At 70.7% G+C, this 17,208-nt stretch carries 13 protein-coding genes; 10 read left to right on the forward strand and 3 right to left on the reverse strand.

Translation table 11 applies throughout. The features are described 5' to 3' along the window. Positions 1 to 3 precede the first annotated feature (3 nt). The 4 genes from OG385_RS27085 (at position 4) to OG385_RS27100 (ending at position 3,855) form a co-directional block, all read left to right on the forward strand. Positions 4 to 1,284 (forward strand): NtaA/DmoA family FMN-dependent monooxygenase, encoded by a 1,281-nt coding sequence (locus OG385_RS27085; RefSeq protein ID WP_266861201.1) that lies wholly within the window; start codon positions 4 to 6, stop codon positions 1,282 to 1,284. A gap of 4 nt (positions 1,285 to 1,288) precedes the next feature. Next, entirely contained in the window at positions 1,289 to 2,155 is an 867-nt protein-coding gene (locus tag OG385_RS27090; protein ID WP_266858498.1) for a DUF1684 domain-containing protein, read from the forward strand. Between the two features lie 183 nt (positions 2,156 to 2,338). Then, positions 2,339 to 3,238: a S1 family peptidase gene (locus OG385_RS27095; protein ID WP_266858500.1), complete on the forward strand. Its 900-nt coding sequence runs from the start codon at positions 2,339 to 2,341 to the stop codon at positions 3,236 to 3,238. Positions 3,239 to 3,375: 137 nt separating this feature from the next. After that, positions 3,376 to 3,855, forward strand: a complete 480-nt coding sequence (locus OG385_RS27100; protein WP_266858502.1) for a hypothetical protein — start codon at positions 3,376 to 3,378, stop codon at positions 3,853 to 3,855. Positions 3,856 to 3,927: 72 nt separating this feature from the next. Here the strand turns inward: OG385_RS27100 and OG385_RS27105 are convergent, their stop codons facing one another. Further along, positions 3,928 to 4,812: a DUF4231 domain-containing protein gene (locus OG385_RS27105; RefSeq protein ID WP_266858504.1), complete on the reverse strand. Its 885-nt coding sequence runs from the start codon at positions 4,810 to 4,812 to the stop codon at positions 3,928 to 3,930. 260 nt (positions 4,813 to 5,072) lie between these two features. Between OG385_RS27105 and fxsA the strand changes: the two genes are divergently transcribed. From fxsA to fxsT, 5 genes are all read left to right on the forward strand, one after another. Further along, a complete protein-coding gene (gene fxsA / locus OG385_RS27110) occupies positions 5,073 to 5,234 on the forward strand; it encodes an FxSxx-COOH cyclophane-containing RiPP peptide (RefSeq protein WP_266858506.1) in 162 nt (53 codons plus the stop codon). A gap of 9 nt (positions 5,235 to 5,243) precedes the next feature. Beyond that, on the forward strand, positions 5,244 to 7,457 hold the full coding sequence (gene fxsB, locus OG385_RS27115) for a radical SAM/SPASM protein FxsB, inactivated metallohydrolase extension form (protein WP_266858508.1): 2,214 nt from the start codon (positions 5,244 to 5,246) through the stop codon (positions 7,455 to 7,457). A gap of 46 nt (positions 7,458 to 7,503) precedes the next feature. After that, positions 7,504 to 8,214 (forward strand): aminoglycoside N(3)-acetyltransferase, encoded by a 711-nt coding sequence (locus tag OG385_RS27120; RefSeq protein WP_266861203.1) that lies wholly within the window; start codon positions 7,504 to 7,506, stop codon positions 8,212 to 8,214. A 71-nt stretch (positions 8,215 to 8,285) separates the two neighbouring features. After that, a complete protein-coding gene (fsxC, locus tag OG385_RS27125) occupies positions 8,286 to 9,620 on the forward strand; it encodes an FxsC protein (RefSeq protein WP_266858510.1) in 1,335 nt (444 codons plus the stop codon). Beyond that, complete coding sequence (gene fxsT, locus OG385_RS27130; RefSeq protein ID WP_266858512.1) at positions 9,604 to 13,551, forward strand: FxSxx-COOH system tetratricopeptide repeat protein; 3,948 nt, start codon at positions 9,604 to 9,606, stop codon at positions 13,549 to 13,551. The genes fsxC and fxsT overlap by 17 nt, the downstream gene beginning before the upstream one ends. Positions 13,552 to 13,582: 31 nt before the next feature. On the opposite strand, the gene OG385_RS27135 is transcribed toward fxsT, so the two are convergent. Then, the gene (locus tag OG385_RS27135) at positions 13,583 to 14,479 is read right to left on the reverse strand and encodes an alpha/beta fold hydrolase (protein WP_266861205.1); all 897 of its coding nucleotides are present in this window, start codon (positions 14,477 to 14,479) and stop codon (positions 13,583 to 13,585) included. A 399-nt stretch (positions 14,480 to 14,878) separates the two neighbouring features. On the opposite strand from OG385_RS27135, the gene OG385_RS27140 reads away from it, so the two are divergent. Continuing rightward, entirely contained in the window at positions 14,879 to 15,964 is a 1,086-nt protein-coding gene (locus OG385_RS27140) for a S1 family peptidase (RefSeq protein WP_266858514.1), read from the forward strand. A 146-nt stretch (positions 15,965 to 16,110) separates the two neighbouring features. Here the strand turns inward: OG385_RS27140 and OG385_RS27145 are convergent, their stop codons facing one another. Beyond that, entirely contained in the window at positions 16,111 to 17,151 is a 1,041-nt protein-coding gene (locus tag OG385_RS27145) for a DUF3533 domain-containing protein (protein WP_266858516.1), read from the reverse strand. Positions 17,152 to 17,208: the final 57 nt, after the last annotated feature.

The raw sequence follows: 17,208 nt of genomic DNA on the forward strand, positions 1-17,208 counted from the left end.
CAGATGCATCTCGCCGCCCACTTCCCGGGCGTCAACAGCACCACCGTGTGGACGGATCCCCGCTCGCGGAGCCAGATCGAGTTCTCCTCCTTCGAGCATCTCGCCCGGACGGCCGAGCGCGGCAGGTTCGACTTCTTCTTCCTCGCCGAGGGGCTGCGGCTGCGCGAGCACCGGGGACGCATCCACGACCTGGACGTGGTCGGCAGACCCGAGTCGATCACCCTGCTCAACGCGCTGGCGGCCGTCACCGACCGGCTCGGTCTGGCCGCGACCGTGAACGCCACCTTCAACGAGCCGTACGAACTCGCCCGCAGGCTCGCCACCCTCGACCACCTCAGCGGCGGGCGGGCCGCCTGGAACGTGGTCACCTCGTCCGACGCCTTCACCGGCGAGAACTTCCGGCGCGGCGGCTATCTCGACCGGGCCGACCGCTACACCCGCGCCGCCGAGTTCGTCGCGACGGCGCGTGAACTGTGGGACTCCTGGAGCCCCGACGGCAGCCCGAGTCCCTTCGCCCACCCGGGCCGGCACTTCGACATCGCGGGCGAGTTCACCGTCCCGCGCTCCCCGCAGGGCCACCCGGTCGTCATCCAGGCCGGCGACTCGGACGAGGGCCGGGAGTTCGCGGCCTCGTCCGCCGACGTGATCTTCACCCGGCACGGCACACTCGACGCGGGCCGCGCCTTTTACGCCGACACCAAGCGGCGGCTGGCGAAGTACGGCCGTGAGCCGTCGGAGCTGAAGATCATGCCGGGTGTCAGCTACGTCCTGGGCGACACCGCGGCCGATGCGCAGGAACGGGCGGCGGTCATCCGCGAGCAGCAGGTCTCCCCGCAGAACGCGATCCTCGCCCTGGAGCAGATCTGGGGCCGGGACCTCTCCTCGTACGACCCGGACGGGCCCCTGCCCGAGATCGACCCCGATCCCGGTTCGGATCTCGTCCAGGGGCGGGTCAGGGTGGCCGATCCGCAAGCCGTCGCCGCGAAGTGGCGGGCGCTCTCGCAGGAGAAGGGGCTGTCCATCCGGCAGACGGTCATCGAGACCACCGGACGCCAGTCCTTCATCGGCACCCCGGAAGCGGTGGCCGCCGAACTGCATGAATTCGTCCGGGCGGACGCGGCCGACGGGTTCGTCCTCGTCCCGCATCTCACCCCGGGCGGACTCGACGACTTCGTCGACCGGGTCGTACCACTGCTCCAGGAGCGCGGGGTGTTCCGCACCGAGTACAGCGGCCCGACGCTCCGCTCCCACCTCGGTCTCGCCGAGCCGGTATGGAAGGGTTGATCCCATGACAGAAGGAACGGGCAGTACCGATGGCCCCACGACTGCCACTGATGGCTCCACCGGCTCCACGACTGCCGAGGAAGCAGGGGCGCCGGGGCCGGCCGGCTGGCGGGCGTGGCACGAGCAGCGCACGGCGACGGTCACCGCGCCCTACGGTCCGCTGGCCCTGACCGGCACCCACTGGCTCGACGACGCGCCGGACGGACGGCTTCCGGATGTAGCGGGCCACTGGGAGGCAGCCGGTGACGAGGTGGTGCTGACGGCCACCGCCGAGGACGGACTCTCCCTCGACGGAGAGCCGTTCACCGGACGGACCGCGCTCACCGCCGACCACACCCCGCCCGCGCAGGCGCGCGTCGCCCAGGGCGACCGGCGGCTGGTCGTGGTGCGCAGGGAGGGGCTGTGGGCGGTCCGCGTCTGGGACCCGGACTCCGCGAACCGGCGGGCGTTCGCCGGGATCGAGGCCACGCCGTACCACCCGGAGTGGGTGCTTCCCGGCCTCTACCGGCCGTACGGCGCGAGCCGCACCGTCCAGGTGCCCAACGCCGACGGCCGCGACCGCGGTCTCGGCCTCTCCGGCGAACTCGCCTTCCACCTGGAGGGCGACGAACACACCCTCCAGGTCGCGCAGGAGGAGGACGGCTCGCTGTGGGCGGTCTTCGCCGATACCACCAGCGGAACGAGCAGTTACCGGTTCCGCTTCCTGCGGCCCTCCGCGCCGGCGGCCGACGGCCGGGTGAGCGTCGACTTCAACCGCACGCTGCTGCCGCCCTGCGCCTTCGCCGAGCACTTCATCTGCCCCTTCCCGCCGCCGGGCAACACCCTCCCGGTCGCGGTCACGGCGGGTGAACGCACGGCGCGTACACGCTGATCCGTCACCTCGCGGTGGCCGTGCCCGGCCGGAAGGCCCTCTTGCGCCCGACGGCCGGGTCGCGCTGTACTCCCGGCAGCGCGTTTGTCAGGGACACGGCGGGAGTGCTCTGCCGTGCCCCGGCCTGCGCCTCATGGGTCCCCCCACCGAAGGACCCGCGGATTCTCTTCCGGAGGAACTGATATGAGGATCAAGCGCACCACCCCCCACAGCGGCCCCGCGAGACGCGGCCGGCTGATCGCCGTGGCGTCCGGCCTGCTGGTCGCGGCCGCACTCACGGTCCCCACCGCCCACGCCGACCAGGCCACGGCGTACAGCCCCCAGCAGCTGACGGCCGCGAGCAACGCCGTGCAGGGCGCGGACGTGGCGGGCACCGCCTGGTACGTCGACAAGGCGACCGGCACCCTCGTCGTCACCGCGGACAGCTCGGTCTCATCGGCGGAGATCAGCCGGATCAAGCAGCGGACCGGGGCCAACGCGGGTGCGATCCGCGTCGAGCGCACCTCCGGCACCTTCAACAAGCTCCTCAAGGGCGGTGACGCCATCTACACCTCGCAGTGGCGCTGCTCCGTCGGCTTCAACGTACGCAGTGGCTCGACCTATTACTTCCTCACTGCGGGGCACTGCACCGAGGGCTCTCCCGCCTGGTATACCAACTCGTCCGACACCACGAGCATCGGCCCGACGGCCGGCACCAGCTTCCCGGGCAACGACTACGGCATCGTCAAGTACACCAACTCCGCCGTGCCGCACGACGGCACCGTCGGCAGCCAGGACATCACCAGCGCGGGCAACCCCACCGTGGGCCAGACCGTGACCAGGACCGGCTCCACCAGCGGTACCCACAGCGGCAAGGTCACCGCGCTGAACGCCACCGTCAACTACGGCAGCGGGGACGTCGTCTCCGGACTCATCCAGACGACGGTCTGCGCCGAGCCCGGTGACAGCGGCGGCCCGCTCTACGCGGGCTCCAAGGCCCTGGGTCTCACCTCCGGCGGCAGCGGTGACTGCACATCGGGCGGTACGACCTTCTTCCAGCCCGTCACCGAGGCGCTGAGCGCCTACGGGGTCAGCGTCTACTGACCGGGCCCCTCGGGTGGTTGTCGCCGCCCCGCTGACACAGCGACGCAAGAGCCTTCGTCCGGATTCCGGGCGGGGGCTCTTGCGTACTTTTGAGAGGATGTCAGGGGGAGCGGGGAGCTCACAGAAGGCGGGGGCGTATGAAGCGCATCGGAGTGACCGGACACCGCAGTATTCCGCCCGACGCCATCGCCCATGTGCGGGAGGCGCTGCGCACTCTGCTCGGCGGCCTCCAGGGGCCCCTGGAGGTCCTCTCCAGCCTGGCCGCGGGCGCCGACCAGCTCTTCGCCTGCATCGCGCTGGAATGCGGCGCCGAACTGACCGCGGTCATCCCCAGCGGTGACTACGAACTGGGCTTCTGCGACCCGGTCGAGCTGGCCGGCTACCACCGGCTCAGAGGCAGGGCGACCCAGGAGGTACGGATGGACTTCCCGCACTCCACGGACGAGGCCTACTACGCGGCGGGCGCCTATATCGCCGACAACTGCGACCGCCTGGTGGCCGTCTGGGACGGCCTGCCCGCGCGTGGCCTCGGCGGTACGGGCGACATCGTCAGCTACGCCCTGGAGGCGGGCAAGCCGGTGACGGTCATCTGGCGCGAGGGTGTGAAACGTGACTGAAAACGATCGCTGCTTCTGATCCGTCCCGCGGGCTGCTTCTGACCCGTGCCGCGGTGAATGTGTGACGTGGCATCAACTGCCGTGCCGGGCAAGCCAGTCGGTGTACTGCGGGGAGACGACCCGCTCGGTCTCGTACACCGCGGCCGACCACTGCTTCTCGGTGAGGGGGCTCTCCATCTCCAGATGCAGCGCCTTGAGCTTCTCCTCCACCAGCGCGTGCGCCGCTATCAGCGGCTGGTGCCGGCGGAATTCGCTCCAGGCGACCCCGGAGGCCGCGGCGGCCGACACCACCGCGGCGACCTCGGTGTTCTCGCTGATGGAGAGGGCACGCAACACCCCGAAGGCCAGGGCGACCAGGGTGAGCAGCGCGAAGGCACTCGACCACAGGAGGGTGGCGCCGCGGGAGACCTCCTGCTTGCGCCGGTACCAGTTGCGCTGCTCGATGAGCCGGTCCCGCACATAGGTCTCCTTGCGGACCTCGAACGACTTGGCCCGCAGGGAACGCATCTGAGGGGTGATCAGGTCAGGACCCGGTGTCTCCTGGTCCCAGCCCACCGTGCGCAGTTCCTCCAGCTGCTCCCCGACGCGGCCGATGAACAGCTCGTCCACATCGGCCGATCCGGCGTCGAAGGGGGCGCCGTGGACGGCGTACCGCCAGCACATGGACTTGATGAAATCGGCTGCCGAGCGGTTGAGTTGCCACTGCGCCTTGGCCTTGCGGCGGGAGGTGCTGAAGGTCAGCAGCAGCACCCCGGCGTAGGCCAGCGTGCTCAGTACGCCGATGGCCTGGAAGCCACCCCCGAGCTCCGCCCGCCAGGGCAGGGACGCCGTCGCGGCACCCACCACCAGGAGCACCAGCTGGGCCCGGGTGGAGCCCACGGCCTCGCCCTGTCTGGCGATGGCGTGGGCGTCGGCCCGGTGGAACAGTTCGGGCAGATCGGCACTCCGGAAGACCATGCTGCGTTCTGGGTTCCGCTCTGGACCGGGAAACGCCGTCACATGAACCCCCGTCTGCGACTTCAGTCTTCACTCTTTAGGTGGAATGGCGTGTTCCGGAATTCGGGAGCACACTCTGTGCGACGTTCTCGCTCGCGTCCGGTCGCGCTCAGTTGCCTTCGGTGTGGTTGAGGGTAAAGTCGACCCGCCGACACTGCAACGGTGCAAGTATCGGCATTCCTGCCCATGTCCAGAAAACATCCCTCAAGGACGGCCTCATCATGTCCGTAACTTCAGCCTCTTCCGGCGCAGTCAAGAAGCCGCGTGTCCCCCTGGCCGAGATCGATGTGCGCGGTACCGAGGCTGTCAAGCAGCTCGGCCGGGTTCTCTCCGCTTCGACCGGTCGCTCGATGAGGGCATCGACCTTCAATTCGGCGCTCTAGACTGGTGGAATGACAGGACCCCTGGTCCCATTCCGCGAGATCGTCCTCAAGGTCCACAGCAGATGCGATCTTGCCTGTGACCACTGCTATGTCTACGAACATGCTGACCAGAGCTGGCGCACTCGGCCCAAAGCCATCTCTGACCAGGCGATCCACTGGACAGCTCTGCGACTGGCGGAGCATGCCAGGACCCATGACCTGCCCTCCGTGTCAGTGATCCTGCACGGAGGGGAGCCACTGCTGGCAGGTCCCGCACGACTGCGCCGCGTCTGTGAGGAGCTCACCGGGGCCCTGGAAGGGACCGCCGAGCTCGACCTCCGGATCCACACCAACGGCCTCCAGCTCAGCCCCCGGTACCTCGACCTGTTCGACGAGTTCAACGTCCGGGTCGGCATCTCCCTCGACGGGGACCGCGCCGCCAACGACCGGCACCGCCGCTTCGCCGACGGCCGCACCAGCCATCCGCTGGTGCTCAGGGCCGTCGAGCTGCTCCGCCAGGACCGGTACGCCCATCTCGACCTCGGTCTGCTCTGCACCATCGACGTGCTGAACGACCCGGTCGCCGTCCATGACGCGCTGACCGGGCTCGGCCCCCCGCGCATCGACTTCCTGCTGCCGCACGCGACCTGGGACGACCCCCCGCACCGGCCCGCCGGATCGCCGACCGCCTACGCCGACTGGATCCTGACGGTCTTCGACCGCTGGGACGCGCGGGGTCGGCAGATCCCCGTGCGGCTCTTCGAGTCGGTCATCTCCACGCTCAACGGCGGTCCGAGCCTCACCGAGTCGCTGGGCCTGGCCCCCACCGATCTGGTCGTCGTGGAGACCGACGGCACGCTGGAGCAGGTCGACTCCCTCAAGAGCGCCTACGAGGGCGCCGCGTTCACCGGGTTCGACGTCTTCAGCCACACCTTCGACGAGGTCGCGGCCCACCCCGGGGTCCGCGCCCGCCAACTCGGCCTGGCCGGTGTCGGCGAGAAGTGCCGGGAGTGCCCCGTCGTACGGTCCTGCGGGGGCGGTCTCTACACCCACCGCTACCGTGCGGGCTCCTTCGACCAGGAGAGCGTCTACTGCACCGACCTGGAGGCCCTGGTCCGCGGCATCGAGACGCGCACCGCGGCGGCCACCACCTCGCCCGCGCTCACCGATCCGCAGGAGCTGGACGCCGGACAGCAGGACCTGACCCGCACTCTGCTCGCCGCCCTGCACACGGAGCTGGCGGGCCGCGGCGGCGAGGAGTGGGCTCGGGCCTGGGAGCTGGCGGGCACGGTCGAGCAGCGGTCCGACGGGCTCGACACCGTGCTCGCCCACCCCTACGCCCGCAGCTGGCTGCTCAGTTGTCTGGACGCCCTGCGCCAGGGCCGGACCGGCACCCCCGGCAGCAGGCTGGCCGCCCACGTCGCGGCCGGAGCCCTGCGCGGCGGGCTCGACCTGCCCGTCACCGTGGCGTACACCGGCGGTCTGCTGCACCTTCCGACCTACGGGGCGTTACGTCTCACCGGGCCGGCCGGGAGCGGCCGTGCCGAGGTCCGCATCGCCGAGAAGGGCTTCCTGGTCAGAAGCGAGGGCGCCGAACTGTACGTGCCGCGCCCGGACGAGGCCACCGCCGACTGGCAGCCGCTGCGCCGGACCGACTGCGACGGGGCCCCCGATCTCGCGCTGGACGATCTGGACCCGTACCGCGACTGCTTCGGTACGCCCGTCGGGGAGCGCCTCACCCTGGCGGGCGCCGCCGACTGGAGCCGGCGCTTCGCGCACACCTGGTCCGCGCTGCGTGCCGCCGTACCCGCGCACGCCGAGGACGCCGCCGCCCGGCTCACCACGGTGACCCCGCTGACCGCGGGCGAGCCGGCCGTCGGCCGGCACGGAGCCGGAGCCATCGGTGTCTCCCTCCCCGGCCTCACCCCCGAGGGCCTGCTGCGCGCCACGCGCCGGGCGAAGCTGCGCGCGCTCCTGGATGTCACCGATCTCTACGCCCAGGACGGCGCCTGGCTGCACCGGGTGGCCCGGCGGCAGGAACCGGCGCCGGTCTCGGAGGTGCTGTCCTGCGCCTACGAGGGCGTGGCGCTCGCCGCGTACGGAGGAGAGAACCGTGCACGCACCCTGGCGCACACCCGGCAGGCGCTGGAAGCTCTGGAGGGTGCGGCCGAACTGACCGTCAGTGGCAGGAGCCTGGTCGCCGCCCTGTGGGACGAGTGGGAGGAGACCGCCCGTGGCCGATGAAGCCGGGCCGGCCGCCGAGCTGAGGGCGCTCGGTGTCAGGGAGGGGATGACGCTGCTGGTGCACGCCGCGCTCGGCGGCACCGGGCTGGACGCGCGGACGCTGCGGGACGCGCTCCTCGGCGTACTGGGCGAGGACGGGACGCTGGTGGTCCCGGCCTTCACCCCGGAGAACTCCACGACATCGGCGGCCCATCTGCGGCAGACCGCCGGACTCACCGCGGACGCCAGGGACCGCTTCCTCGCCGCGATGCCCGCCTTCGATCCCGCCCGTACACCGTGCCCCGGGATGGGCCGGCTGGCTGAATGTGTACGGCTCTCCCCGGGCGCGGTACGCAGCAGCCACCCCCAGACCTCGTTCGCCGCGCTGGGCGCGCGCGCCGAAGAGCTGGTAAAGGACCATCCCGCCGACTGCCACCTCGGTGAGGAGTCCCCGCTGGGCAGGCTAGCCGCCGCCGGTGCGGAGGAATTGATGATCAATGTGGGATTCGGTGTGTGCACCTCCTTCCACCTTGCTGAATACCGGATTCCGGATATCCCGACGCAGCTGTACCGCTGCGTGGTCAGTACGGGCGGGCGGCGTGAGTGGTTCGAATACCGGGACGTCGAACTCGACGACAGCGATTTCGAACTGATCGGTGCGGATTTCCCCCGCGGGAGCCTGCGGGAGGGGAAGCTGGGGAACGCGGCCGCCACGGCGTTCCCGATCAAGGACGCTGTGGAGCACGCGATGAAATGGATGACCGAAAAGCGGCGTTGATTGACCGAACGTCGACGGGGTGGAGACTCTTCGCTCCGGAATGATGTCTTCATGGACGACGGGGGGCCGAGTTGGCAGCATCGGAACAGCCGAGAGCGGCGAACCACAGGCCGTATTTTTTTCTCAGCTATGCGCACACTCCGAAACACGGAGCCGTCGGGCCCGACCCGGACATGTGGGTCGAGCGGCTCTTCCGTGACCTCTGCGCCCATGTGATGGCCATGACCAACCTGCCCGCGGGAGCGCCCGCGGGCTTCATCGACCGGGAGCTGCGGTCGGGGGAGGGCTGGTCGGAGCGGCTCGGCGAAGTCCTCGCCACCTGCCGGGTCTTCGTACCGCTCTTCTCGCCCCGCTATTTCGGCAGCGAGATGTGCGGCAAGGAGTGGTACGCCTTCGCCCAGCGCGCCATTCAGGAACAGGTCCGCAGCAACCGCACGGCCGACGCGATAGTCCCCGCCCTCTGGGTCCCCGTGCCGCCGCACCAACTGCCGGGCCCGGCAGCGCGGTTGCAGTTCAACCACCGCGCGTTCGGTGAGCGCTATGTGACCGACGGGCTCTACGGTCTCGTCAAACTGCGGATATTCGCCGAGGAGTACGAGCGGGCCGTCTACGAACTGGCCAAACGCATTGTGAGCGTCGCCGACGCATCGGACGTCGGCCCGTGCCGCCCCGTCGACTACCGGGCCATACCCAGCGCCTTCGGCCCGCCCAGCGCGGGCCCGCGCCCGATGAAACTGACCGTCGCCGCGCCCACCCGCCACGACCTTCCCGACGGCCGGCATTCCGAGTACTACGGGGACACCCCGCTGGACTGGAATCCGTACCACCCGGTCTCCGCACAGCCGCTGTCCCGGCTCGCCGAGGACCTGGTCCGCTCGCTCAACTACCAGGCCACCGTCACCTCGTTCGACGAGGAAGTACTCCATCTCGACGGGAAACAGCCGCCGTCACGCCCCGAGGTCCTGCTCGTCGACCGCTGGGCCCTGCACGACGACGAGCGGCGCCAGCGGCTCTCCGCCTTCGACTCCGAGCACCGCCCCTGGGTGAGCGTGGTGGTCCCCTGGAACCGCGACGACCACCAGAGCAGAGCCTCCGAGGCCGAGCTCACCGGCCGTCTGGAGGACACCATGCCGTCCAAGATGCGGGAGGGGCGCGCCGCGTCGAGAGCGGCGGCCAAGGGCGTCCCGAGCATGGAGGCCTTCGGCCAGATCCTGCCCCAGGTGGTGGAGGCCGCCGCCCAGCAGTATCTGAAGCACGCCGCCGTCTACCCGCCGGGCGGCGGCGGTCACCACGAACGGCCCCGGCTCATCGGCCCGATGGCGACCGAACAGGCCGCCACCCGCTACATACCGGCTACTCAGGATCTCGCGCTCGATGCGGAGGACACGGATGACGGCAGGTCGTGACGGACGCATCGTCACCTTCTACTCGTACAAGGGAGGTACCGGCCGGACCATGGCCCTGGCCAACACCGCCTGGATCCTGGCCGCCAACGGCAAACGCGTCCTCGCGGTGGACTGGGACCTGGAGGCACCGGGCCTCTACCGCTTCTTCCACCCCTTCCTCGACCCGTCCACGCTCGGCGCCACCACCGGGATCATCGACCTGATCACCGAGTACGCCTGGGCGGCCACCAGCCCCGTCCCGCGCCCCGACGACTGGCACCGGGACTACGCCCGTATCCAGCAGCACGCGGTCTCGCTGACACCGGAGACGCTGGGCTGGGAGTTCCCCGACGGCGGCACGCTCGACTTCGTGTCGGCCGGCCGGCAGAACCGCGAGTACTCGGCCACCGTCTCCACCTTCGACTGGGACAACTTCTACGACCGGCTCGGCGGCGGCCACTTCTTCGACGCGCTGCGCGACGACATGAAGGCCAACTACGACTACGTCCTCATCGACAGCAGGACCGGACTCAGCGACATCGCCGACATCTGCACCGTCCATCTGCCCGACGCGCTCGTCGACTGCTTCACCCTCAGCGACCAGTCCATCGACGGCGCCGCCGCCGTGGCCCGCCAGATCGACAAGCACGACGGCGGCCGGGGCATCCAGATCCTGCCCGTCCCCATGCGGATCGACGAGGGCGAGAAGGAGAAGGCGGACGCCGGACGGGCCCTGGCCAGGCTCCGGTTCGACGGACTGCCGCGCGGGCTCACGGGCGAGGAGCTCACCGCGTACTGGGGAGCGGTCGAGATCCCGTACCGCCCCTACTACGCCTACGAGGAGACCCTGGCCACCTTCGGCGACGAGGCCGGGCTCACCAACTCGCTGCTCTCCGCCTTCGAACGGCTCGCCTCCGTCGTCACGAACCGGCAGATCACCTCGATGCCGCAGATCCCCGAAGAGGTCAGGCTGCGCATCAGGGACGCCTTCACCCGGCGCCGCCCCGCGCTCCCCGCCGATCTGCTGCTCAGCTATGTGGCGGAGAACCGGATGTGGGCCGACTGGATCGAGTCGGTGCTCACCCGCGCCGGCTTCCGGGTGGTGCCGCGCGACGTGTCCGCCGAGGCGCCGCCGTCCGACGCGGAGACCGCGGCGGCCGAAGGCGCGGCCCGTACCGTCGTCGTCCTCTCCAGCGCCTATCTCAAGTCGGCCCGCGCGGTGGAGGTCTGGCAGCGCTCGGCGGCCGAGGACCCCTCGGGGACCCGCAGACATCTGCTGCCGCTGCGCGTCGGTGATGTACGGCTGACCACGCCGTACATCGACCGCAACCCGGTCGACCTGTTCCGGCTGGACGAAGTGCACGCCACCACGGCGCTGCTGCGGTCGGTGGACCGGCCGGGCGGCCAGGCCGTCGACGGGGTGGCGCCGGGGCCGCGGTTCCCCGGCACCGTCCCGAAGATCTGGAACGCACCGGCCCGCAACTCCGGCTTCACCGGGCGCTCCCTGGTACTGGAGCGGATGCGCGACCAGCTCGGCGGCGGGATGGCCGTGGTCCTGCCGCAGCCCCAGACGCTGTACGGCCTCGGCGGCGTCGGCAAGACCCAGGTGGCCCTGGAGTACGTGCACCGCTTCATGGCCGACTACGACCTGGTCTGGTGGATCTCCGCCGAACAGACCGACGACGTGATCGCCGGCCTCGCCGAACTCGCCGTCCGTCTCGGCACCCAGGGCGCCGACGACATGGCGTCCGCCTCCCAGGAGGCCATCGACCTGCTGCGCCGCGGGGTGCCCACCTCGCGCTGGCTGCTGGTCTTCGACAACGCGGACGACCCCGAGCAGCTGAAGCGATTCTTCCCGCCGGGCGGCCCCGGCCATGTGCTGGTGACCTCGCGGAACCAGACCTGGTCGCAGTACGGGGACGCGCTGCCCGTCGACGTCTTCATGCGGGAGGAGTCCGTCGAGCACATCCAGCGCCGGGCGCCCGGCCTCTCCGCCGACGACGCGGCCCGGGTCGCCGAGGCGGTGGGCGACCTGCCGCTCGCCGTCGAGCAGGCGGCCGCCTGGATCGCCGAGACCGCCACCCCCGTCGACACCTATCTGGAACAGCTGGCCCAGGAGGCCGAGAGCGTCCTCGGCCTCAACCAGCCCGCCGGATACCCCGAACCGGTGGCCGCCACCTGGAACGTGTCCATCGCCCGCCTCAAGGAGCGCTCGCCCGCCGCGGTCCGGCTGCTCCAGCTCTGCGCCTTCTTCGCACCGGAACCGATCTCGGCGAAGCTCCTCTACAGCCGGGAGATGATCGACGCGCTCAAGCCGTACGACGCGACGCTCCAGGAGAAGCTGGTGCTCGGCCGGGTCATCCGGGAGATCGGCCGCTTCGCGCTCGCCAAGGTGGACCCGGTGGGCGGCTCCATCCAGGTGCACCGCCTGGTGCAGGCCGTGATCAAGGCACAGCTCACCCACGCGGAGCGGGACGACGCACGGCACGCCGTCCACATGATCCTCGCGGGCGCCAGGCCCGACGGTGACGAGCCCATAGACAACCCCGGCACCTGGCCCGACTTCGCCCCCATCTGGCCGCACCTGGGCCCGTCGGAGGCCAGGCTCTGCAAGGAGCCGGAGACCCGCCGGCTGATGATCGACCGGGTGCGCTATCTGTGGAAACGCGGCGACTTCGTCACGGCAGCGGCGCTCGCCGGCGAGCTGCGCGAGGTCTGGCGCGAACGCCTCGGCAACAACGACCTCCAGTACCTCTACCTCCGCTTCCACCTCTCCAACATCCTCCGCTCGCGCGGCCGTTACGTGGAGGCCATGGAGCTGGACGAGGAGACCCTGCGGCGCCAGCGCGAACAGCTCCCGGAGCTCGGCCCCTCGCATCCGCACACCTACATGACCACCAGCGCCCTGGCCATGGACCTCGGCGCGGTCGGTGAGTACAGCAGGGCCATGACGCTGGCGACCGAGGCGTACGAGGGGTTCAAGGAGATCTTCGACGAGTCGCATCCGAGGACCCTGGCCGCGGCCAACAACCTGGCGCTGAACCTGCGGATCGCGGGCCAGTACGCCCGCGCCCGCGAGATGGACCAGGACGTCTACGACCGGCGCACCGAAGTGCTCGGCCCGGAGCATCCGTACACCCTCTCGTCCGCGCAGAACCTCGCCCGCGACCTGCGCGAGGTCGGCCGGTACGAGGACTCCGTCGCGCTGCTCTCGCGGACGTACCAGATCTTCAAGGAGCAGCTGGGCCGGGCCTTCCCCGGTACGCTCGCGGCGGCCAAGAGCCTGGCCGTCTCGCTGCGCAGGGCCGGCCGTCCGGAGGACGCCAGGCGGCTGACCTCGGCCACCCGGGACAGGTACCGCATCAAGTACACGGTGGCGAACCCGGACTGGCTGGCCTGCGACCTGAACTTCGCGGCCGACCTGTTCGCCGCCGGGGACGCGGTGGGAGCACGGGACACCGCGCAGGCGGTGGTCGACCAGTACATGAAGATGCCGGGGGAGCGGCATCCGTACACCCTCACCGCCATGAACAACCTCGGCATCTACCAGGGGGCCTGCGGGGCGCTGGACACCGCGGAGTCGGTGCTCGCCTCCACGATCAGGGCGATGAGCGACGTACTGAACCCCCGCCATCCGCATGTGCTGTTCGCGACCGTCAACCTCGCCAATGTCACGGCCCAGCTGGGCGATCTCCCCAAGGCGCTGGAGATCGAGCGCCGGGTGGTCGCGGCGCTGCGCGAGGTCGTCGGCGCCCACCATCCGGAGACCCTGGCCTGTGCGTCCAACATGTCGGTGACGCTGGACGCGCTCGGCCGCAAGGAGGAGGCGCAGCTGCTGAGGGCGGAGACCGTCACCGAGCTGCAGCGGCAGCTCGGTGACGACCACGACTACGTGGGGATCGCGGGCGACGCGCGGCGGTTCAGCCGGGACCTGGAGCCGCTCGTGGTGTGACGGGCCCGGATCGCGCCGCGCGCCCCGGTTCTCACTCGTCCAGCAGCCAGTTGAGGATGCGGGGGAGCGCGTGCAGCGCGTCGAAGTGCGCGGCGGCCGGTTCGAGTACGGCCGTCGCGCCCGGGATGCGCCGGGCCAGCCAGCGCGAGTGACCGACGGGCGAGAAGACGTCCTTCACCCCGTGCCACAGCATGATCGGGCTGCGGATGTCGGCGGGGTCGAAGCCCCAGGGACGGGAGAACGCCAGCGCGTCGTCGATCCAGCCGTACGGTGAAGTGCGCAGCGCCTCCTGGTAGTTGCGCAGCAGCATGGCCCGTACGCCCGCGTCGTTGACGACTCTGCGGTCGGAGTCGGTGAGGTCGCTGAACAGCTGGTCGAGCAGGCGGACGGGGTTCTTCCTGATCTCCGCCGAGCGCGGGATGAGCCGTGCCGCCAGACCGTCGGGGTCGTCGGAAGCGCTGGTGTACTCCCGGACGTTGGACGCGGCCATGCCCTCGAACCAGTCGAGTCCGACGGCGTCCCGCGGGGCGAGCGTCACCAGGGCGGCCGCCCTGGTGACCCGGCCGGGCAGCAGGGCCGCACAGGCCAGCGCGTGGGGTGCGCCACCCGACCGCCCGGCGACGGCGAACTTCTCGATTCCCAGCGCGTCCGCGATCGCCCCGACGTCCTGGGCGACATCGGCGACGCTGCGTCCCGGCAGCCGGTCACTGCCTCCGTAGCCGGGGCGGTCGAAGGCGATGAGCTGCATTCTGCGCTGATAGAGCACCATGCCGCGCGGGGCGGGCCCCAGTCTGCTGCCCGGTGTGCCGTGCAGCAGGAACACCGGCCTGCCGCGTGGATCGCCGAGGCGCTCCACTGTGAGATGACGTCCGTCCGGCGCGCGAACCCGCCCGCGCAGCCCCGGTCCCTCTGTGCCGTATGCATGCATCGTGTGCACTGGCATCCCCCTTCGTTCCGATGATTACCCATCAGAGCGATTTCCGGGGGAGGGAGTTGCAGGGAAAGTGCGGATACGGACGGGGCCGCGCCCGCAATCCGCCCGCAACACGGTTGCAATCCGGTCGCAATCCGGTCCTCCGGCGGTGGATAGCGGACGGCGGCCGTCGGGCAACGGCTTCTGTTTGTCATCCGGCGGGGCTTATCTCCGCTTGAGTCCCCCTGCCGGACTGCCCATTCGTGAACGGAGTGCGGGTGCCTTGTTGGTGTCGTGTGCCCGTCCATGGGTCGACCTTGTGTGCGAGCTGTGACTGTCGGAATAGTGGGCGGCTCCATCCTCCGCTTCCGGTCACCCCACATGGCCGGAAGCGGCCCCCACAGGAGGTCGAAGTTGAAGCACCGACGCATACCCAAGCGCCGAGTGATCGCGGCAGCGACCGGCGCCGCCGCGCTGATCGCCGCAGGCGTCACCTTCCAGACGGCCAACGCCAGCGAGGCAGCACCGGCATCCCCGGTGAAGACGCTGTCCGTGGCCGCGGCCGGGACCCTGGCCTCGACGCTGACCCACGAACTGGGCGCCGACGCGGCCGGTTCGTACTACGACGCCAAGAGCAAGCACCTGGTGGTGAACGTCGTCGACGAGGCGGCGGCCCAGGGTGTGCGCAAGGCGGGCGGCCGAGCGAGAGTCGTCCAGAACTCGATGGCCGCACTGACCGGTGCGCGCAAGACCCTGGCCGACAAGGCATCGCTGCCGGGCACCTCATGGGCGGTGGACCCGGTCAGTAACAAGATCGTCGTCACCGCCGACCGCACCGTCTCCGGGGCGAAGCTCTCGAAGCTGGACAGCGTCGTCAAGGGCCTCGGCGCCAAGGCCGAACTCAAGCGCAGCGCGGGGGAGTTCAAGCCCCTCATCGCGGGCGGCGACGCCATCTGGGGCTCCAGCGCCCGCTGCTCGCTCGGCTTCAACGTGGTCAAGGACGGCCAGCCGTACTTCATCACCGCCGGGCACTGCACCCAGGCCGTCAGCAGCTGGTCGGACTCGCAGGGCGGATCCGAGATCGGCACCAACGCGGCCTCCGACTTCCCCGGCCACGACTACGGCCTGGTGAAGTACACATCGGACACCCCGCACCCGAGTGAGGTCGACCTCTACAACGGCAAGACGCAGCCGATCACCAAGGCGGCCGACGCGACGGTCGGCATGGCGGTCCAGCGCAGCGGTTCCACCACCCAGGTGCACGGCGGCACGGTGAAGGGGCTCAACGCCACCGTCAACTACGGCAACGGCGATGTCGTCAACGGCCTCATCCAGACCGATGTCTGCGCCGAGCCCGGCGACAGCGGCGGCGCGCTCTTCTCGGGCGACAGCGCGATCGGTCTGACTTCGGGCGGTAGCGGTGACTGCTCCGCCGGCGGCGAGACGTTCTTCCAGCCGGTGCCCGCGGCGCTGGCCGCCTTCGGAGCGACGATCGGCTGACGCTCCCTCCCGTACGCAGGGCGTGTTCTGAAGGCGTGCCTCCTGAAGGCGTGTCCTGAAGTGCATGTCCTGCGAACAGCAACAGGGCCCGGCCCGTCCTCGTGACGGGCCGGGCCTCTGCCGTGGGGCCGCCCCCGGCTCCGCCCTCAGGCCCGGGGGGCCCGGGGCGTCTCCCGTGGCTCCGGGGCGACGGCCGGCCTCCTGCGGAGCGTGGACATGGAGAGCGTGATCACCGTGCCCACCACCGCCCAGCCGGAGAGCACCAGCAGCGGCCCGGTGACGGAGTTGCCCCTGAAGTACGTGATGGAGCGCGCCGTCCAGGTGCCCGCGCCCGGGGGCAGCCAGGGGCCGATCGCGTGCCAGAACGGCGGCAGCATCGGCAGCGGGAAGGCGCCGCCCGCGCTCGGGTTGCCCGCGACCACCACCAGCAGGACGGCCAGGCCGATCCCCACGATGCCGGTGAGCGCCTGCAGGGCGAGCGTGATCGCGCCGACCCCGAAGACGACCAGCGCGCCGAGACCCCAGAGCGCCAGGACGCTGCCGGGCAGGGCGCCGAGCACCGGGCCGACGATGACCGCGCCCCCCAGCCCGCCCAGGACCGAGTAGAGCGCCATGGTGATGAGCCTGAGCGCGGCGCGGCGTCCGTTGGCGGCCCGGGAGCCCGCGCTGATGGCCAGGATCGACGCGCAGAGGTAGCCGCCGACGCACCATCCGACGACCAGGTAGAACGCGGAGAGACCGTCGAAGTCCTGGGCCGACGCCGGTGCCACGTCGACGGTCCGCACGCTCCGCCGCTGTGTCTTCTCCACGCCGGTGATGATCCGGTCGAGCGACGAGGACAGCACGGTCCCGCCGCCGGACGCGACCAGGAGCGTGTCCTTCGAACCACCGGGGCGGACGATCAGGGCGCCGTCGAGATCACGGTTCAGGATCTTCTGCCGGGCATCGGCCGCGTCGGCGACCGTACGCGGGTCCAGCGGCCCGCCGGGGAGTCCCTTGAGTTCACCGACCAGCCGCGGGCCCGCCTGCGCGGGCGCGACGACCCCGAAGGGGACGTCCTTCGGCCGGGGATTGTGCAGAGCGCCCACATAGGACGCGATGAACAGCAGCTGAAGCACCAGCGTGCCGATGACGAGCAGCGCCGCGCGCGGAGTGACAGCGGTCTTCATCTCGTCCAGAAAAGTCATGGCCCCACGGTCCGGTAGAGCCGGTGTTTACGCAGGTGGGGCGGGCCCGAATGGCTG

Origin of the sequence: Streptomyces sp. NBC_01306 (genome assembly GCF_026340465.1) — a bacterium.
Classification (GTDB): Bacteria; Actinomycetota; Actinomycetes; order Streptomycetales; family Streptomycetaceae; genus Streptomyces.